This window comes from Microcoleus sp. T3_B1, from assembly GCF_036700445.1.
In the GTDB taxonomy this organism is placed as follows: Bacteria; Cyanobacteriota; Cyanobacteriia; order Cyanobacteriales; family Microcoleaceae; genus Microcoleus.
In genome coordinates this window covers 1,365-20,509 of sequence record NZ_JAUBOX010000067.1, presented here as the reverse complement: position 1 = coordinate 20,509, position 19,145 = coordinate 1,365, and the positions used below count along the sequence as shown (strand labels likewise).

The 19,145-nt window shown below is 46.1% G+C and carries 14 protein-coding genes; 5 read left to right on the top strand and 9 right to left on the bottom strand.

The genetic code is table 11. From position 1 onward, the window contains the following. Window positions 1-67: 67 nt before the first annotated feature. Window positions 68-235 carry a hypothetical protein gene (locus QT990_RS26685; RefSeq protein ID WP_333144772.1) on the bottom strand — a complete coding sequence of 56 codons (168 nt, stop codon included), beginning with the start codon at window positions 233-235 and terminating at the stop codon, window positions 68-70. A 126-nt stretch (window positions 236-361) separates the two neighbouring features. Between QT990_RS26685 and QT990_RS26680 the strand changes: the two genes are divergently transcribed. Together QT990_RS26680 and QT990_RS26675 are read left to right on the top strand one after the other, a co-directional pair. Beyond that, on the top strand, window positions 362-592 hold the full coding sequence (locus QT990_RS26680; RefSeq protein WP_333109616.1) for a hypothetical protein: 231 nt from the start codon (window positions 362-364) through the stop codon (window positions 590-592). Between the two features lie 50 nt (window positions 593-642). Continuing rightward, the gene (locus tag QT990_RS26675) at window positions 643-855 is read left to right on the top strand and encodes a hypothetical protein (protein WP_333144773.1); all 213 of its coding nucleotides are present in this window, start codon (window positions 643-645) and stop codon (window positions 853-855) included. A gap of 920 nt (window positions 856-1,775) precedes the next feature. On the opposite strand, the gene QT990_RS26670 is transcribed toward QT990_RS26675, so the two are convergent. From QT990_RS26670 to QT990_RS26655, 4 genes are all read right to left on the bottom strand, one after another. Continuing rightward, window positions 1,776-2,177, bottom strand: a complete 402-nt coding sequence (locus tag QT990_RS26670) for an MgtC/SapB family protein (protein ID WP_333144774.1) — start codon at window positions 2,175-2,177, stop codon at window positions 1,776-1,778. 103 nt (window positions 2,178-2,280) lie between these two features. Then, window positions 2,281-2,937 carry a hypothetical protein gene (locus tag QT990_RS26665; protein WP_333036218.1) on the bottom strand — a complete coding sequence of 219 codons (657 nt, stop codon included), beginning with the start codon at window positions 2,935-2,937 and terminating at the stop codon, window positions 2,281-2,283. A 357-nt stretch (window positions 2,938-3,294) separates the two neighbouring features. Beyond that, window positions 3,295-4,260, bottom strand: coding sequence for a BadF/BadG/BcrA/BcrD ATPase family protein (locus QT990_RS26660; RefSeq protein WP_333144775.1), 966 nt, complete (start codon window positions 4,258-4,260; stop codon window positions 3,295-3,297). Window positions 4,261-4,463: 203 nt separating this feature from the next. Next, entirely contained in the window at window positions 4,464-4,820 is a 357-nt protein-coding gene (locus QT990_RS26655; RefSeq protein WP_333144776.1) for a zinc ribbon domain-containing protein, read from the bottom strand. Between the two features lie 216 nt (window positions 4,821-5,036). Here QT990_RS26655 and QT990_RS26650 point away from each other — a divergent pair, with 216 nt between their 5' ends. After that, window positions 5,037-5,363, top strand: a complete 327-nt coding sequence (locus tag QT990_RS26650; protein ID WP_333036214.1) for a phasin family protein — start codon at window positions 5,037-5,039, stop codon at window positions 5,361-5,363. Between the two features lie 280 nt (window positions 5,364-5,643). Next, window positions 5,644-6,249: an FKBP-type peptidyl-prolyl cis-trans isomerase gene (locus QT990_RS26645; protein WP_333465952.1), complete on the top strand. Its 606-nt coding sequence runs from the start codon at window positions 5,644-5,646 to the stop codon at window positions 6,247-6,249. A 92-nt stretch (window positions 6,250-6,341) separates the two neighbouring features. Here the strand turns inward: QT990_RS26645 and QT990_RS26640 are convergent, their stop codons facing one another. The 3 genes from QT990_RS26640 to QT990_RS26630 form a co-directional block, all read right to left on the bottom strand. Next, window positions 6,342-10,445 (bottom strand): replicative DNA helicase, encoded by a 4,104-nt coding sequence (locus QT990_RS26640; RefSeq protein ID WP_333144778.1) that lies wholly within the window; start codon window positions 10,443-10,445, stop codon window positions 6,342-6,344. 381 nt (window positions 10,446-10,826) lie between these two features. Then, complete coding sequence (gene rplI / locus QT990_RS26635; protein WP_333144779.1) at window positions 10,827-11,285, bottom strand: 50S ribosomal protein L9; 459 nt, start codon at window positions 11,283-11,285, stop codon at window positions 10,827-10,829. Window positions 11,286-11,554: 269 nt separating this feature from the next. Beyond that, window positions 11,555-16,723, bottom strand: coding sequence for a PAS domain-containing protein (locus QT990_RS26630; protein ID WP_333465951.1), 5,169 nt, complete (start codon window positions 16,721-16,723; stop codon window positions 11,555-11,557). Between the two features lie 619 nt (window positions 16,724-17,342). On the opposite strand from QT990_RS26630, the gene QT990_RS26625 reads away from it, so the two are divergent. Further along, a complete protein-coding gene (locus tag QT990_RS26625; protein ID WP_333144781.1) occupies window positions 17,343-18,182 on the top strand; it encodes a glycosyltransferase in 840 nt (279 codons plus the stop codon). A gap of 2 nt (window positions 18,183-18,184) precedes the next feature. Here the strand turns inward: QT990_RS26625 and gloB are convergent, their stop codons facing one another. After that, the gene (gloB, locus tag QT990_RS26620) at window positions 18,185-18,958 is read right to left on the bottom strand and encodes a hydroxyacylglutathione hydrolase (protein WP_333465950.1); all 774 of its coding nucleotides are present in this window, start codon (window positions 18,956-18,958) and stop codon (window positions 18,185-18,187) included. Between the last annotated feature and the right edge of the window lie 187 nt (window positions 18,959-19,145).

Sequence of the window (19,145 nt, the reverse complement as noted above, 5' to 3'; positions counted from 1 at the left end):
AATATTTAACTTGCTGATTATAGACGTTGAGCGTCTTCTGAAGGTAGAAGGCAGTAGTCATCAGTCATTAGTCCGAGGGAAGAAGAAAAATGCTCCCCCTCTCCGACTCCTCCACTCGGACACTCTCCGACTCCCGCACCCAGACACCCGGACACTCTCCGACTCCCCACTCTCCGACTCCTCCTCTGGCATCCCCCATGTGATCGCCGTCACAACCTTGCAAATAATTAGTCACACTCTGCGACTCCGGCTGTCACGAGTGGCCCGTCACAATGTCACACCGATCGAGCAATAGCCGTCACTGCTGATTCTGTGAAAAAAGTTGATACTGAGGCTTGAACCAATAAAATCCGGAAGTGTTATGGTACTAATTCGCGACCTCGCCCAGCAAGCTCTGGCTCTAGGCTATCTAACCCTTGAAGCCGAAAATCAACTGCGGCGGATGTTAACTACCACCAAATATGACTTGGAAGACTTAAATGCTTTTATGGCTTTGCAACTAGCAGCTATGTCCGGAGGAGTGAAACAAGAGTCTCGCGAGCTGAAAAAATTTGAAATCTTTGGCGAGACGGCTTCCGAAACTTCCTTTTAGTAATTAGTTGGCTTTTGATTAGTTGAAATTTAGTAAGGGACATTTCTACAGTGCAGGTTCGTGAAGTTGTAAAACAAGCTATTGCCGCTGGATATCTGAGTTTGGAAGCAGAAAATGAAATGCAGAAGATTTTTTCCTCAGCAAAGTGTGATTTGGAAGATTTGAATGCTTTTATGAGCTTGCAGTTAGCTGCGATGGCTGGTCGGGTGAGGCAAGAGTCTTTGGAAGTGATTAAAATGCCAATTTACCCGGATAGGAATTAATTTCTTGTTCACTTATCTGGCAAGATAACGATTATTTTCTATCCTCAACAAACGCGGAAAAGCTATAATTTTTGGATGACTTCTCTACTAATTAAATTATAAAATATTGGTATTTTGGTTCAATGGGTGTTGAGCAAATTAAATAAAATTGAAATAAATATTAAAATGAATATGTCAGTGGAGAGTGAGGACTTGACTCGTCAAAGGTCAGGCTTGGATGACTAGACCTGTCAAGGTGTTTGCTTCGTAACAGTTGAGCATTATGCTTGAAAAGTTATGTATTGTTAATTCTCTATCAAATGGAGAAGATTTATCGATCGCCCCAAGCAGAGATTTCAAGCGTTTGAGCCACTTTGTAGGCGTTGCATAATTGCGGGATAATTTTGATTGTTTTTTTGTGGAATGGGCTCTCGTAGTCCGAAGGCGTGTATTTTCACACCAGGCGGAACACCCCACAATATATTAGTGTCAACTTAAGCTTTTAGTCCGCCAGTCCTCCCGCTCACCCGGAAGTCCGCCAGGGAATGAATTCCCTGTCTCATAGCGAAAGTCCTCTCAAAGAGGACTGAAGAACTCATTAGTCCTCTTTGAGAGGACTTTGACTTTGAGACTCTTGCTGAAACCCCTGCCGGAATGAGGGTTTAACGTTAAGTTGACACCAATGCCCACAATAATCATCCTCAAATTGTGTAAGGCTCATTTTTCACTTTCTTGAGAGGTATGGCTGGGATGAGGGCCAACAATTTATGCTCAATGATTAACTGGACTTGGTATGAAACAGCTAATATTATTTACCCTCCATCGACCGCAATAAAATTAGTTGGTAGTGAGGATTTTGACCGTCATAAAACTCGCTCGTACTTCCCGTCACTACAAACGTTATAACGGTTATTATACCCACTTTTATATAATCCTTGAGACTATTTCCTACGAGCTCGACGCTCTAACTCTTTAATTACTCTCAGAACAAACAGCGACATTAAAGCGCCAATTAATGCCAGTTGCCACAACCCGCATCCGGCAGCAGTTCCTAAAGCTGCTGACACCCAAATAGCGGCGGCAGAGGTGAGGCCGTGAACTTCAACTTTGCCTCTTTCCTGGTGATTTTGCCGCAGGATTTCTCCGCCTCCCAAAAACCCAATCCCGGCAGCAATCCCTTGAATTACGCGCGCTACAGCATCTCCTCCGTTTTCATTTTTCCCCATTGCCAGCGGCATTAAAACAAACAGTGCACAACCCATACTTACTAGCATATGAGTTCTCAATCCCGCTGGTTTGTTTCTGAGTTGGCGCTCCCATCCAATAATTCCGCCAACAAACATGGCTAGGCACAACCTTAACAGTATGCCTAGCCAATGATCGGGAGACCACAAGTTAGCGATCGACAATGTTTTACTGCAAATAATTAATCCGAATAGCCCAATATTAGCGGAGCACGATGTCCGATCGCAATCTCACTGCCAAATCTTGTTCCGGGCGAATCACGAGCACGTCAACGCTGCGCCGCCCCAACAATACTCCAGCTAAAGCGCCGATCCCAGCGCCTCCTAATACTTCTTCAGTCGCGATCGCTTTGTCGCCGGTAATGCCTGCGAGTGCTGCTGCTGCTGCTGCACCCAAGGCTGCACCTTGCGCTACTGAACCTGTGCCAGCACCTTTTTGGACTCTTTCGGTTCGGGTAATAATTCCTGAATTTCCGTCAATCCGATAGCGTTGGCGGCGGCTGATAATTAACTCTCTGGCAACAAATTGAGTACCACTTTGATTGCCTCTTCTGACAGGTTGCAGTGCCCCGACTATCTGGCTGCCTGCAGGGATTAATACTCTGCCTTGAGGTGTGCGGATGTCTTGCGCTACTGTTAAAGTTAAAGGTGCCGTTTCTTCGCGGGTGACAACTATTTTGTCTTTTTCATAGCTAACTGGAATTACACTGCCCGACGGAATTCGGATGCTATCAAATTGGGAAATTCGTTGTTGGGCTTCTGCGGGAGTAGCTACCACCAGCGGCGCGCTGGTTCCCACTGTAATGCCCAGTGCGAGGATTGCTGCTGTTGCTGAACGCCATTTTTGAGAAGTAATCATATAAATTGTCTCCTTGCTGTCGTTTTTGTTTACTTAGGAACGCACTACTGCTAAATTTGTTTCTGGTTTCGCATTCATCTGATGTTTTGATTATGGCAGGCTGGAATTCTACCAGTTGGGAAGATAAGGTTGATAATCCAGAAGTTTAAAATTTGGAAAAATCGAGAAAATCCCCAATACAGGGGCGATCGGGAAGATAAGGAAGATAGTCAACAGTCAACAGCCAGTTGATTTGAGATTTGAGATTTGAGATTTGAGATTTGAGATTTGACTCCACAGATGGATCGGGAAGCTGGAAAGTAGGTGTAAAATATTTCGCTTGTCAACAGTCAACAGTCAACAGTCAACAGTCAACAATTAATTGTTGAGAGCGTTTAAGGCTAGCAATCCAGCACCGAAAGCTGGTTCGTATCGGGGCGAAATTACCTTAGCTTTTGGGGCGATCGCACTTATGGCCGCTTCAAACCGACCTCGGCAATTTGCCTCTCCACCCCACACACCTCCTACGATCACAATTTCAAATTCTTCTGTTTGGTTAAATAGCGCTGAAATGGCTATTTTTGTTGAATAGGTTAATTCGGCCACAGCATTATTGATAATGCAGTCAGCGACGCGATCGCCCTCTGCTGCTGCTCCCTCGACAATCGGCGCTAAAGCAGCAATTTCTTTGACTCCCCAACCGCGCCCGTAAACGACTTCTACCAATTCTTCTAGGTTATTGAGGCCTAAATGCTCTTGAAATTTTTCCGCAAGCACAGTAAAATCTTCGCGTCCGTCATAGAACTTCAAAGCAGCTTGCAAACCCTGAAGGGCGATGTTATATCCGCTGCCTTCATCGCCTAAAATGTATCCCCAACCGCCGACTCGTTTAGTTTTCCCTTGACGGTTTTGCCCAAAAACAATCGAACCGGTTCCTGAAATAACGGCGATACCCACTGGATGGCCTGTACCGCCAGCAAGTGCGATCGCGCAGTCGCTGGAAATTACTATATTCCTGGGCAGGAACGATCGGGTTACTGGTAAAGTATTCGTCAACTGCAAGTTCTGCACTACAAATTGCACTATTTCACGATCTTTTGGACGCCCGACGCCTGCTAGTCCCAGACCAATTGCTTCTATGTTGAGATTGCCTACAGACTCGACCTGAGCGGACAGAACTGCTCGTTCGATCGCCAATTGGATGGATTGTTTTGCTGTCTCAATTCCCAGGGTTTGATAATTTGACGGCCCTGCTTCACCCCGTCCTAAAACAAGGTGGTTGTCATCCATTAAAAGGCAGATTGTTTTAGTGCCGCCGCCGTCGATGCCGAATACGTAGCTCATGAATAATTTAGAGAAGAATAGAGCAACCCAGATTAACAGATATCTCTCTATTCTACGCTTTGTACAATCAGATTAAACTGAGATGTTGCACCATTGTCAAGAAGCCTTTTATGAACAGGCTTTCGGGCCTGTTCCACAAGAAAATTAATCTCCTGTGGAACAGGCCGAAAAGCCTGTTCTTCAGAATGGTGCAAGATGTGAGATTAAATCGACAGAGCAATGCTAATAATAATTAAACCTAATAATGCTAACCAAACCAGATGGCGCTGACACCAATTTTTGATTGATTGTGGCCAGCCGCCGCTGCTGTAACGGATCGTCTGTGGCACAAGTGGCTCAGCTTGATTGTGATAAAGCGTGCATTCTTTGGCAAAGGGACGCTGCGGGTAGTTGCAAGTGTCGTCTTCGTGATAAATACAGGTAGTGCACAGAAATTCTTCGGGTTTCGATCGATAAAGAGGGATACCCGGATGACCGAAAGCTTTGAGGGGGATTTTGCAGTGTGCACAGGCGAGCGCTTGGGCGTCTACAGGTTGGTGACAGCGGGGGCAATCAGGCATAGACAGCAGGGTGATGGGGTAATGTGGTGGGTAGGCTCATTAGGGGGTTTTCCGAACGCCGAGAATGGGCGATCGCCTCGCCATCAGGCGGCTGGATGCTCCAAAATAGAAAGGTAGGTGTGCGCTGATGTAACTTTAAGTTTACAGATGGTTTCGCAGCGACAGCAGGCGACCTGAGCCGATCGGGTATGAAAGGGCCAACATTAGGAAAAATCTATGGATAACAATAGCAACTTACTCAAACAACTGGTAATGCTGGGCATTGGTACTACCTCCCTGGTGGCAGAGAAATTGCAGGAAGTGAGCGAGCAATGGGTCAAAGATGGCAAAATCAATTCCGAGCAAGCCAAAACCTTTGTGGATGACATGACGGAGCACCTCAAGTCTGAACAGGGCAATTGGGATACGCAGTTGCAGCGGCAACTACGGAATATGCTGCAAGATATGGGAGTTCCCCGACAGTCGGAAATGGATGAGTTGCGCGGAAGGCTCGATCGTTTAGAACGTCAGATGCGGGATTTAGAAAACCGTAACTGGCGCTGAGTTCGATCCTCTTCTGCAAGCTTCGCTAACGCCCGCGAGAAGTTCGCTGCTATCTTGTGATAAGATTGTCACCCGAAGGCAGAAGGCTAAAAAAAGGCACTTATGTAGAAGCCACTTATGTAGAATTACAAACATTCTGACTTCATACTTTTGCCTTTCAAATTATCTGGAACCTGCCCTTTTTTGGTAGAAAAGTTCAGATAACATTTGGTATTTCTTGTTGTACGAGATGTCTTAGATATCTGAGATATCGCGGTTAAAAGTATTAGGAGGATTAATTTTGCGAGGAGTTCTAGTCAGCTTGGGAGTAATGCTGGTTTGCTTTTTGTTTTTGATAGTCGCTCAAATGGGCGGTTCTGGGTCCCAAGCAGTTGCAGCCGAATTGAACAATCTTTTACCCGAGACTGCTATTGAGAAGTTGTCAGCGCAGTCTTTGAATGAAAATAGCTTGCTAGTAGCTGATGCTACTTTACCGGAGGTACCAGCTACTATCGCTGGCAATAACATGACTGATAATACTGAGAAAACTGTTAATACTGAGAAAACTGTCACCACAGATTCAGGTCTGAAATATGTTGAATTGACAGAGGGTAAGGGGGCGACTCCAAAAACCGGGCAGACGGTTGTCGTACACTACACGGGAACTTTGGAGGATGGCACGAAGTTTGACAGTTCGCGCGATCGCAATTCTCCTTTTCAGTTCAAAATTGGCGTAGGTCAAGTAATTAAGGGTTGGGATGAAGGTGTCGGTACGATGAAAGTTGGAGACCGCCGCCAATTGATTATTCCCCCTGAACTCGGTTACGGTGCTCGCGGTGCGGGCGGGGTGATTCCTCCTAATGCTACGCTGATTTTTGATGTGGAATTGTTGAAAATCGCTGGTTAGGTAGCTCAATCTAATTCAACGTAAAACTTTTACGGTGTTTAGAAACCCGGTTTTTTTTAAGAAACCGGGTTTCTGTGTATGTTCTGGTTGATTTACGATCGCTTCGGAGATGCCAGATTGCGAAAGCAGGTAAATTGGGCGTCGAATAATAGTTTGATGATTCCTGTGGGCCCGTTTCTGTGTTTGGTAATAATTACTTCTGCAATTCCGCGATCGGGGGAATCAGGGTTGTAATATTCATCGCGGTAGAGCATAATTACTAAGTCGGCGTCTTGCTCTATGGAATTATGGGCATACAAACCTTGTGTGGCAAAGCTTTCAATATTTTCTACTGTCATATCGTAAACCATTTCTTCGCCACAAAAATTGATTTCTCTCACCTTATCCCAATAGATATCGCTAACAGCTAGCTTGAATATCTCTTCGGCATCCAAAATATTCCCCAACTGATATGCGCGTTCTCGACCAATATCACATTTGTAATCCGTTGTGGCTGAATAACGCATACCTAAGCAATCTTGCATCTGTTTGACGGTTAAACCAAGGCGCTTTTGGGCAAGATTGACTTGAGTTCGCCAAAGTTCATTCGGAATTAAATCCCGATTAGTCTTCCCACTATCAGCATTATTTAAATATATTTTTACCTCTTCCAAACTAGATTTTTTATAATTACCAACTGCACCAATTACATTCGCAAATATTTCTATGTCTGATTTCCCTCCTAACCAAACTTGATATTGTGCGCGCCCTTTTTTACCTTGAGAAATAACTCTGACAGCCGCATTGATGTTCAGTCTAAGCAACAGAGAACGGACTCCTCTGGCTAACTTCTCGCTACTAGAAGCATAATAAATAGCTGGATAAAGACATTTCTTCCCTTTAGTCGGTTTGATACAACCATCAGTTGCCCATAGGTGTCGAAGGAAAAGAGCGATCGATTCTTGCGGTTGGGTAAATACTAAACTGGGAATAAATTTTTCATGGGAAAGTAAACCAAATATTTCTAATTGTTCGAGCCATTTAGTAATCGGATTTTTAATATTGGGAGCGAGACGATAACTAGCGGAGAGATAAACTTGATACCAATCGCGTTCGCGTTTAATGCGGGGATTAATTTTATCACCAAATACTTCTGTAGCCAAATGTGCAACTAATTCAGCTAAATCTAATTCTCGCGTCGTGTACTGAATGGTATGTCGGGGTAAAGTACAACCATCACCAATTAAATGTCCTAGTAAAGCTAATTCAGCATTACCCATCGTCTGCACTTCAGTACAAGGAATTGATCGAGGTGTAGCAATTCGATCGCCTATTTTTAATTCATCTAACCGCTTCCAACCATCTGATGTAAAGAACTTATGATTGCCTGTTGCTGTAATCGAATTTCCCAAGCAAGTCGTCATCTCCCAGACGGGCTTGACTCCAGTACAAAAAGCATTAGTCACCATCGCTTTTTCCTGTTTCAGAGTATCTGAATTTAATCCCCAAACAGCAAAGCCAGATTTGCCGACTAAATCACGAATCGGGACTTCTAATCCACTATCCGCCAAGGTAACTAAACTATCGCCACCGAGACATCCGCTTTCGCGTAAATCAGACATCATCGGCCGCTTGTTTGTCCTGGCTTCCACACCCCGACTCAACTGAGATAAGGCAATAATCGGCACGTTGAGTTCGCGGGCTAAACCTTTAAGACTTCTGGTAATTCGAGATAGTTCTTGCACGCGGTTGTCGCTGGTACCTTCCATTAATTGCAGGTAATCTAGCAAGACTAATCCTAGGGTTCCGCCTTGTTCTGCTTGGAGGCGGCGGACTTTCGATCGTATTTCTGTGACGGTAATATTGGGAGTATCGTCAATAAACAGCGGTAGTTCTGATAAATTGCCAATGGCTGTACTGATTGGTTCCCATTCGTTTTGACTGATTCTACCCGATCGCAATCGGTTACTTTCTATTTTGGCTTCACTCGACAGGATACGCTGCACTAGCTGTTCTTTCGACATTTCTAAGCTGAAAACGGCAACCGGCAATTTTTGCTGTCCGGCGGCGATGTGATGGGCGATGTTGGTACAGAAAGCTGTATTGTGAACGCAGATATCGTTAGCCACAAAATTGTGTGTCTCCGGGATAGTTAAGTCGTAAACTTGCTTGTTTCCCATCGGTTCGATAGAAACTATTTCATCCCAGTAAACCTCGCTATCTGCCAGTTTTTTCAGCCATAAATTATCTAAAGCCGTTGCTAAAACTAAAAATCTTTCTCTGGACAGCGCACGTTTACCAACGTGGATATTTGAGTGACCTTTGATGTCTGCGCGTTTTGCTAAGGATGCCCAAGATTCGTTGCCTTTTGCTAATGCTAGGTATTCCCACGCCTCTACAGGAATCAAATCGCGGTTATTGTGAGATTCTTTATTTTCTAATGCTTCTTTTACTTTGAATAAGGCTACCTCTTTGCCAAAAATGCCAATTTCTGATATGAATGTTTTGATTGATTTTGCATCAGTAATATCGATTTGCCAAGCTGGTCTACGAGTATTTTTGTATTTGACAGAACGCTTTTTGAGGGCTGCAATGATGCCAAATCTCAGCAGTAGATGCTGTACGTGTCTGGCTAGTCCTTCGCTGACAGAACAGTAGCCTAGTTGAGATTGACCGCTGGTAAGTAGGGTTGCCCAGCCGTCAGTTGAAAAGAGGCGGTTGAGGAAAATGGCAACTTGCGATCGCCGCAATCTAAACACTATGTCCGGTACGGTTTTCTCATGAGCATTTTTTCCCATCAGACCTAACTTTTCTAACCAATTTCTCAGGGGATTTTTATGACTTGTATTAATAACATCCATTCCCTCATCGGCTAGGTGTTCTGGATCTACTCTTAAAACTCTGCAAATGCCACTAAATAATTCTTGATTGGGAAATGCTATTCCTTCCACCCAAGACCGGACTAATCGCGGTGGAACTTTCAATTCTCGCGCTAATTTTTTAGAGTCAAAATTTCGTTTTAAAAGGATTAGTTCTAAATTATAACCAAAGTTTTTTATACTATCTGTGTAACTTTCTCGATCGCCCATGACATAATATTCTGGTGCGCGTCTCCCTTTATCGTTAAATCGCAGCTTAAGACCTCCGAAGCTAGTAGCAGCTTCAGCAAAATCTTGTAGTATAGCAGTATTTCCATTGGTGAAGTGTGGCGCGCTGCGTGTCAAACACCCATCGCCAATTAGATAAGCCAATAATTTAACTTCACAGTCTCGGATGGTTTCTTTACCAAAAACATTCATCCTGCGGGGAACAGCAATCTTATCGCCTACTTGTATTTCCCTCAACTGCCGCCAGCCCTTAATTGTTAAAAATGGGTGTGTAATTGTAGTTTCTATAAATCGTCCCAGTCTTGTTGTAACCCGAAATACAGGCTTAATTCCATCATCTATAAAAGCTGATGGTCTAGTTAGGTGAAATTGCCAATCTTCTCCTAATGTTAGTAATTCAGCTTGACGTTTTTGATAGATTTGTTCTATACTAGAAACAGTTCCATCACTTTCTACTATTACGGTAGAGGCTGCTTGGCACTTTCCCATCGCCGGCCTGGCTGCAACGATGATTAAATCCGATCGCTGAAAGCCTCCTGTCATAGCATCTAAGTCATAAAAACCGCACGGAATACCGGGAAGTGTGAGGCCTTCATTGCGATTTTCTAGGTCTTGAAATGTTTGGTTTAATGTTTCGCCGATCGATACTAAATCCTGTTGCGGACGTTCTTGAGTGATGCTGAAAATTTCTTGTTCGGCGCGGTCTAAGACTGTTTCTAGTGGTGTTGCCGTCTCGTAACCTAATTGTACTATGTTGTTGCCAGCTTCGATTAATTTGCGGCGCTGATATTTGTCTTCTACTAAAACTGCATATTGGTCGATGTTGACTGCGGAAACTGTGCGATCGACTAATTGTGCTAATTTAGTTAGTCCTCCTACTTGCTCTAACTGGTTGCGGTCGGTTAGCGCAGTTGTTACCGTCATTAAATCGGTAGGTTGGCCCTGTAAAAATAGCCCTAATGCCGAGCGATAAATGACTTGATGAGCGGTGATGGCAAAAAACTCCGGTCGCAGCAGTTCGGCAATTCGGGAAATAGCTTCGGGGTCAATTAAAATCCCGCCCAAAATTGCTTCTTCTGCCTCTATATTTGTCGGCATCAAATCGCTCATTAGTCAATAGTCCTCAGTCAGTCGATTTTAGATTTTAGATTTTAGATTTTAGATTTACTCTACAGATGAATCTGGGAGCTTGAACAAGATCCTAAAATTTTAGGTTCGACTCTCATGAGCGTCGGGGCTTGTGTCCGTTTTTCCGGCGGTGTCATTAGTTATTATCAGTGTAAGGTTGTAGGAGTGCGCTCTGTCGCGATCTCGCGTTTATACCAGACTTACGCTCTCTCGATCTCGCACTCCTGAAAAAATGCTTCTTACTCTCTGGAGAGATGCTCCGGTTCTCAATCTGCAAGTTAGCGTTATTGAGTTCCTTACTTAGCAGTGCTTAGTTGTTAGCTAATGACTAATGACTAACAACTAATGACTGATAACTCTTAATTACATCGGAACAACTTGAATATCAACTTCGGCAGTAACTTCTGCATGTAGTTTGATTTCAGCTTTGTATGTACCAGTTTGGCGAATTTCGGGCAGAGTGATGCCGCGCCGATCGACTTCTTGACTGGTAGAGTTGAAAATCAGTTCTGCTACTTCTTGGTTGGTGACAGTACCAAAAATCGCGTCTGCTTCGCCAACTTGCTTGGAGATGATGAAAGGCCCAGCCGATTGGAGGGCGGTTTTGCGGACTTCAGCTTGCTGCTTGAGCTCTAGCTGGCGCAGTCTTTCTTCTTCACGGCGGCGCTCTGCTTGCTTGAGAATGCCCGGAGTGGCTTTAAATCCCAGGTTTTGGGGTACTAGATAGTTGCGGGCGTAGCCTGGGGCTACTTCTACTACGTCGCCAGCTTTGCCGAGTTTGCTGACATCTTTATTTAAAACTAATTGAACGCGCTTGGCCATGATCGTGGGTTGTGGGGTTTTAACTGCAACTTTTTATAATAGCGAAGTTTGAGGGGCGATCGCAAGGGAGTTCGGCAACGGATTATGTAGCGGATGTAACGGATTTAACGGATTTAATGGATGGATGTTGAGATTCGAGGTTCGAGATTCGACGTTCGAGGGAAGAAACAGGGATAATATTTTTAAGGGGCAAATTCAGTTTGAAATTACGCAAAACGCGGGTGCTGTAATGAGCTAAATCAACTACAGTGCAATCTCTTACCGATCGCTCAGGCTTTATTTTCAAGGCGCTCACGGGCGATCGATCGCGCTACAGTAGCAACTAACTGGGTCGAATTGATCGGCTTGGCTAAGTGTTGGTCAAATCCGGCTTGCAAAATTTGCCGCTCGTTCGCTTCTCCAGCATAGGCCGTTAAGGCGATCGCCAACAACTGCCGATACTCAGGCGCAAGCTGAGTGCGGATGCGATTTATCAACATATACCCGTCCATTTCGGGCATTCCGATGTCGCTGACGAGCAAATCCGGTGCAGTTTGTTCGATCGACTCTAGCGCCTCAGCAGCAGATGAGAGGGAAATCACCTCTGCACCCGCTTCCTCAAGCACGAAAGCCACAAAATCTCGCGAGTCGAGTTCATCATCTACCACCAAAATTCTCAATCCAGCTAGCGGCAAGGATGAGAGATCGGGACAAGCTGACCAATTGAGGGCTTCATCCTCCTGCCTTCTAGAATCATCATTTAATAGCGGTAATCTCACCGTAAACTTGGCTCCTTGACCAACTCCTGCGCTTTCTACAAACACCGTTCCGCCGTGAAGTTCGATCAGTTGGCGAACGATCGCCAATCCCAGTCCCAAGCCGCCAAATTTGCGCGTTGTAGCGCCATCTTCTTGTCGGAAATGGTCAAAAACATAAGGCAAGAAATCGGGAAGAATACCTTTACCCGTGTCCGTGACTTGAATTTGAGCTTGGCGTGCGATTTGCCCTAATCGAACTTCCACTCTACCGCCTTCGGGCGTGAATTTCACCGCATTTGATAACAAATTCCACACAATTTGTTGCAAGCGACTTGTATCGCCGAGAACTTGCCCGACATCGGGATTTAAGATTGTTTGGATTTGAATTTTTTTAGCTTCGGCTGCTAATTGCACGGTTTCCACAGCAGACGGAATAATGGTTGCCAGATTCACCGGAGTCACATTCAATCTGAGTTTTCCTTGCAGAATCCGAGACACGTCAAGCAAGTCTTCGATTAATTGAGATTGCAGTCTGGCGTTGCGCTCAATAGTCTCAAAGGCTTTGGCACTTTTACTCGCGTTCAGCTTGCCGCCGACGAGCAGTTGGGACCAGCCTAAAATCGGATTCAGGGGCGATCGCAACTCATGAGAAAGCACCGCCAGAAACTCGTCTTTAATGCGGTTAGCTCGCTCAGCTTCCGCGCGGGCAGTTTGTTCTAATTGCAGAACCATATCGCGCTCAGTTTCCACTTGTTTGCGCTCTGTAATGTCGATAACAGAGCCGATATAACCCTCAAATTGTCCCCTTTCGGAAAATCTGGGAGCAGCCGCATCAATCACCCAAGAATATCTGCCATCCTGGCGCCGGAGGCGATATTCCACGCGGAAAGATTCCTGGCGTTCGTTGGCGGTCAAGAACACATTTTTGGCCTGTTCTCGGTCTTCTGGATGCGCCGCGTTTACCCAACCCAATCCCAAACCTGTTTCCTCAGTTTGACCTGTGAAGTCATACCAGCTTTCGCTCAAGAAAGTGCAATAGCCTGTGGAGTCTGTTACCCATACCATAAATGGAGCGTTGTTAGCCATATTGCGGAATCGTTCTTCGCTTTCTTGCAGCGCTGATAAAGCTTGTTTGCGTTCTGTGATATCCCGACAGACAATCACTCCGCCTTTGATTTCGCTGCTAATATCAACTACCGGATAACCGCTGATACTGATCCAGCGATTTTCGGCATCTTCGCGGCGGACAAATACTTCTACATCATTGACATATTCACCTTTGATGGCTCTGGCTAGAGGTAGCTCAGCGTTGGGGAAGAGGGTTTTTTGGTCTGGCAAAAATAGCCCGTAGGTGCTCGACCATTCCTCCCAGGATTTTTCATTCGATAGCTGACCGAATATCGCCACGGCGGCTCGGTTAAACAGCACAAACTCCCCTTGTTGGTTGGCCAAAATCAAACCATCACCAATGCTGTCAATGATTACTTGCAGTAACTTAGTTTGTTCTTGCATGGCGACTTCTGCTCGTTTGCGATTTGTGATGTCGCTGGAGATGCCAATCAGGCCGATGACTTCTCCCGCCTGATTGCAGTAGGGAGCTTTCATTGCCACGAATGTCCGAATGCCATCGGGAGATTCTTCGACGACTTCTGTTTTGCCGGATTCCATAATGCGCCGATCGTTTTCCGAGACTATGACTCCAAGTTCTGCTATTGGGTATAAATCGCGATCGCGCCGGCCAATTACTTCAGCAGCAGGTTTTCCCAGTACGTCCAGCGTAGCTGGATTGGCATAAATAATCCGTCCTTCTCGATCTTTGACAAAAATTGGCGTGGGTGCTGACTCGTTAATCACGTTCAAAATCGCATTCTTTTGCCGCAGTTCTTCTTCAGTGCGTTTGCGATCGCTAATATCGATCCAATAAGCCGTAAGTCCTGCGGCCGCTGGGTAGGCGCTCACTTCTATATACATCTGGAGCGACGGCGAAAATTCTTCAAACTTGACAGGAACTTGCTCGTTAACGACTCGATGAAATTCTTGATATACCATCGAATTCGATTCTTTATCGGCGGGGAATAGCTCCCAGATCGATCGACCTAGCAACTCGTTTCTCGAACGAGAAAGCAGTTTTTCTGCTGTGGCATTAACGTAGGTATAGCGCCATTGCGAATCGATCGCCATAAAGGCATCGGTAATACTTTCTATAATATTGCTGACTTGTTGGTTGGCAGTTTGCAGCGCGAGTTCAGCGTTTTTGCGCTCGGTGATTATTTCGCAAAAAATCATGATGCCGCCAATCTCATTGGTGTTGGTTCGCCAAGGGTGAATTTCCCAGCGCACCCAGTCGATCAAGCCATCAGGGCGGGGAAACTGATCTTCTTGGCAGATTTCGACTGATCCCGCCAGACAGCGCTGGTGGATTTGTTTGAAACGATCGGGCAAATTGGGAAATATCTCGTAGTGCGATCGACCCACAATGTTTTGATCGCCGAGCCCGTAACTTGCCAGCCAGCGGTCGCTCACCAGCATATACCGCATCTGGCGGTCAAACATCGCCACCCCCGCAGGCGAATGTTTTACGAACAGCCGCAGTTGCTCTTCCTGTTGCCGCAGGAGATTCTCCGATTGTTTGCGATCGCTGATGTCTTTGAAAAGTATGGCGACTTTGCGGCTGTGCGGCTCAGGAGTGCGGAACGCCGAAACATCAAACCAGCGGTTCATGGGTTCCGAGCCGTGTTCAAAGCGCAAGGGTTCCCCCGTGAGCGCGACTTTGCCGTACACCTCAAACCAATAATTTTCGTGATTTGGAAGGAGCTGTCGCATCGTTTTACCTGTAGCTTGTTCGAGTCCGGTTTGTTTGACAAAGGCAGGATTGACTTCCAAAAAGCGGTAATCGATCGGCTTTTCGTTTTCGTCAAACAGCATTTCGATGACGCAAAAACCTTCGTCTAGGGACTCAAACAAAGTGCGATAGCCTTCCTCGGAACGACCCAAAGCAGCAAGAGCTTGTTTGCGATCGCTAATATCCATAAAGGCCGCCACACAGCCACGAACTGCGCCCTGTTCGTCAAATAACGGCACCGCATTCACCAACCAATCAAAGGCTACCCCGTCCTCGCGCACCATTTGAATTTCCACATCTCGCACTTGAACGCCGGAAGCCACGGCCAGTTGCATGGGCAGTTGTTCTCCCGGAATTTCTTCTCCGTTGCGGAGTCGTCTAAAGGGAAGGACTGCCGCTTCCTCTCCGGTTCCAGAAACATTGGTATCGGGCGGCACTTTCAACATCGACTGGGCAAACCGGTTAGCGCGAATTACTTTACACTGTGGGTCGCGGGCGATCGTAATACCGACGGGTACAGCATCAAGTATCGATTCGAGTTCATTGACTCGTCGCTCTAGTTCTTGGTTGAGCCGTTGAATTTCTTTTTTGGTAGCTTTGCGATCGGTAATTTCTAGCACCGTCACATTCACGCCCAGCACGCGATCGTCCTCGGCTTTCAGCGGATAGAGACTCAACAGCCAATCGCGATCGACTCCCGGCTGTGCTGAGTTCGTCCCGCGAACTTCGAGCTGTTTGAGAGGAACTTTAGTTTCAATAACTTGTCGGTAAAGCGGCTCTAACTCATCTGCTTGTTCTGGCAAGATTTCGCGCAATGTTTTGCCGATGTGGGCGGCGGCTGGAACTCCGTTAATTTCTGCTAGGCGATCGTTGATGCGGACAAACCGCAACTCAGTATCGAGGAAGCAAAGTCCGATCGGCGCACTAGCATAAATCGCCTCGATTTCTGCTAGTTGTTGCTGCACAGTTTGTGCTTGTTTAATTGAATCAGCCCGATCCGCTTTCTGCTCGGTGACATCTTGAAAATAAACGGCAAGTCCCGATGGGATGGGATAGGCTCGTACCGCATACCAAGCATTGAGTGGCGGATAAAAAGATTCAAAACTAACCGTAATTTGTTCCCGAACAGGCAAGATGCCTGTTCCACAAGAAGAAAATTCATCTTTTGTGGAACGGGCATCTTGCCCGTTCTTGAGAATGGTGCAAGATGCGATCTCAAACAAACTGCCCGCTGATTCGGGAAACTCTTCCCAAATGTTGTTGCCAATCAAATCTTGCGAGGGTCGATTTAGCCACCGCGCTGCTTGCGAATTGAGGTAGGTAAATCGCCAATCTCGATCCAAAGTAAAAAACCCGTCCGAAATACTTTCGAGGGTGTCTGACAGTTGGGGCGCGGGCGCGTTACAGACTGGTTCAGGCTTTTGTTGAGCGATAGGAGTGAAGGTGGTTACTACCGCATAGGGAGTCGATCGATCTCCCTGAAATAAAGGTTGAGAATTGAGCCTCAACCAAATCAATTCTCCCTGTGGCCGATCAAAGCCCATGATGACATTTGAGCATGGTTGCCCGGTTTGCAGCGCCACCATCGCCGGATGTGTCTCGCCGGGAAAATCCGAGCCATCTTCACGCAGAGTGTGCCAGCGACTGTTGATTGAAGTCCAGCCCTGCATCTGTTCTGCTGTCATCCCCAATAGCTCCTGGGCGTGAGAATTGCAGCCCTGAATGCTACCATCTGCCAATTGCAGAACCATCCCTACATCAGTTGGCAAAGGCGCGGCTGGGTAGAACGCTTTGTTAGAATCCGTTGAAACAGAGGGGTCGATTTTTGCTTGGGGTTCAGTATTGGGGGGGTTTTGCATCGGTTTCTAACAACGCTCATTTTACTTTGGGCAAAGCACATGGCGGTCAATAATAGGGAAATAACCAGAGGAACTTTTGATTTGAGCAGGGTGACACTTCAAACCTAAGATGGATGTCGATCGTTCTGCGGTAATATCGATATCTAGACAATTTATTTTATCGTAGAGTCCCACGTCTGAACCAGTTGCGGGATTCAGCACAGGCGACGGGGAATTTTCTGGCTGTTTCAAATGCCAGGTTAGTCCCTCTCATTATTTATCGCGTTGCTGCATATTACCAATGGCTGTTGCTTGTTTTCGGGCGCGCACAGATGGCACTTGCACACAGGTAAATAAGTAGATGAAGCTTGAAAATACATAACCCCTCTCTCGCAGCGAGTGAAACGAAGCAATCGCTCTTGTTACGCCCGCCTTACATTCTGTTACATTGTAAACTTTATTTGCGCCTACCTACTTAGAAACCCCGTTTCTTTGTGTAAATCTAACCGGAAATTTAGGCAAGATTTTGTTCGTCTCAACGGTAAACGGGCGATCGCATTTACCTCAATACAGGGTCGCCTGCTTCCTCCAGTCCCAACGTTTGTGTCACGTTTGCCGTTCATCTCACAAACTTAATCCTATGCACATATTCACAGCCGCCGATCGCACCTATATTCTGGGGTTAGCAGCACTTCTCAAGTCTGTAGATCTGAATGTTAGCCAATCTGGGGAGGAGGAGGTCAAAATTACCGTTGTATCTACCAGGATATATTCACCGCAAAAGGAACAGTTACAGAATTGCTGCAAATACCCGATTGAATGGCAAGAATTGCAATCTAATTACGACCAACTTCTTTCGGTATCAGGTTCTAAACTTCCTTACGTTAAATTGGAGCCGCGAAAATATACCAAAGAAACAGAAAGGCTGATTTGGCTCGACAGCGATACGATCGTTCTGGACAGCTTAAAGTCGCTGTGGAACCTAGATTTTCAAACTATGCCGATAGCAGCCGCCGCCAACTTCTGGGGAAATCCCAACAATTATCAAGCTCGAAACCCTTATTTCAATAGTGGTGTTTTAGTTTACAACATGAAGCTTTGGGAGGAAGAGCAACTGTCGGAAAAGTTGCTCCAAAATGCTAGAACCCACGTTTGGGGCGATCGCGATCAAGGTGCATTAAATTCAGTTTTAGTGGGAAGGTGGAAGCAATTAGACCAAATATGGAACAACCACAAGACTGATGATATGTCAAGTAAAGTGATGCACTTTATGTCAAGACCGAAACCGTGGGAAAGCTCCGCCCCCAATCAATTATGGCTCGATATGTTGTCTCAGACACCGTTTAAGGATGAACTGGAAAAAATCCCAAATAAGTTTAAGGGGCTGTCGAGCTTTCACCTAAAATACAAAAGACTTGACCGATGGTTGAGCGAACCGATACTCAAGTTTAAGAGTTACCTGAAACAACAAAAACGTTAAGTTCAAAATTGGTCTTTCATGCCGCGCAATCGAGCGAAGGTTTGCACTGGATCGCGGGTGTTGGTGGCTGATTGGATGTTGGGAAAATCCCAGCGCAAAAATGGGTTTGTGCTTTTTTCGAGCCCGATCGATGATGGTATTGTAGGTTGCGATCGACTGCGCGCTTCCTTGACTTCGGCGAAGCGCTGCTGTAAATCGGGATTGTCGCCATCCACACTCAAGGCAAATTGCAGGTTGTTCAGCGTGTATTCGTGGGCGCACCAGACTCTCGTACTATCAGGCAAGTTTCGCAGTTGCCGCAGAGAGGCTAACATTTGGGCGGGAGTGCCTTCTTTGAGCCTGCCGCAGCCTCCAGCAAATAAGGTGTCGCCGCAGAACAATTCGCCGGTTTCGCTGGGGTTGTTGGGGGGGAAATAGTAGGCGATGTGAGCTTTTGTGTGGCCGGGTAGGAAGAAGACTTCGGCGGTTCTGTTGGCGAAAGAAACTCGATCGCCCGCTTGTAAAAACACTTGCTGTCCGGGTATTCTGCCTCGGTCTTCTGCGCCGCCGTAAACTTTAATTTGGGGAAAGCGATCGATCAGTTGCTGGTTGCCGCCTACGTGGTCGCTGTGGTGGTGCGTATTGAAAATTGCTGTTAATTCGGCTCCGAGCGAGATCAGTTGCTGCAAGACCGGCTCTGCTTGCGCTGGATCGACGACTGCTGCTGTGTGGCGATCGGGGTCGTGCAGCAAGAAAATGTAATTGTCGGACAGTACCGGAAGCCGATAAACCTGCATAGAAAAGTGCCTCTCTCGGAAAAATATTATATAATTAAGTTAGTCTGAACGCTATCCGAAGGCTGATTGCAGATTTATTAAGTCCGCATATCTATCTTGGGAAGTAAAACTCTGATACGTTTCTGATACGTTTCTGATACGTTTCTGATACGTTTCTGATACGTTTCTGATACGTTTCTGATACGTT

Excerpts from the sequence above, each read along its gene's own strand:
- QT990_RS26660 (WP_333144775.1), bottom strand. The coding sequence starts at position 4,260 with ATGAGCTACGTATTCGGCATCGACGGCGGCGGCACTAAAACAATCTGC.
- QT990_RS26625 (WP_333144781.1), top strand. The coding sequence starts at position 17,343 with ATGCACATATTCACAGCCGCCGATCGCACCTATATTCTGGGGTTAGCA.
- QT990_RS26665 (WP_333036218.1), bottom strand. The coding sequence starts at position 2,937 with ATGATTACTTCTCAAAAATGGCGTTCAGCAACAGCAGCAATCCTCGCA.
- QT990_RS26680 (WP_333109616.1), top strand. The coding sequence starts at position 362 with ATGGTACTAATTCGCGACCTCGCCCAGCAAGCTCTGGCTCTAGGCTAT.
- QT990_RS26670 (WP_333144774.1), bottom strand. The coding sequence starts at position 2,177 with ATGTTTGTTGGCGGAATTATTGGATGGGAGCGCCAACTCAGAAACAAA.
- QT990_RS26650 (WP_333036214.1), top strand. The coding sequence starts at position 5,037 with ATGGATAACAATAGCAACTTACTCAAACAACTGGTAATGCTGGGCATT.
- rplI (WP_333144779.1), bottom strand. The coding sequence starts at position 11,285 with ATGGCCAAGCGCGTTCAATTAGTTTTAAATAAAGATGTCAGCAAACTC.
- QT990_RS26630 (WP_333465951.1), bottom strand. The coding sequence starts at position 16,723 with ATGCAAAACCCCCCCAATACTGAACCCCAAGCAAAAATCGACCCCTCT.
- gloB (WP_333465950.1), bottom strand. The coding sequence starts at position 18,958 with ATGCAGGTTTATCGGCTTCCGGTACTGTCCGACAATTACATTTTCTTG.
- QT990_RS26640 (WP_333144778.1), bottom strand. The coding sequence starts at position 10,445 with ATGAGCGATTTGATGCCGACAAATATAGAGGCAGAAGAAGCAATTTTG.
- QT990_RS26655 (WP_333144776.1), bottom strand. The coding sequence starts at position 4,820 with ATGCCTGATTGCCCCCGCTGTCACCAACCTGTAGACGCCCAAGCGCTC.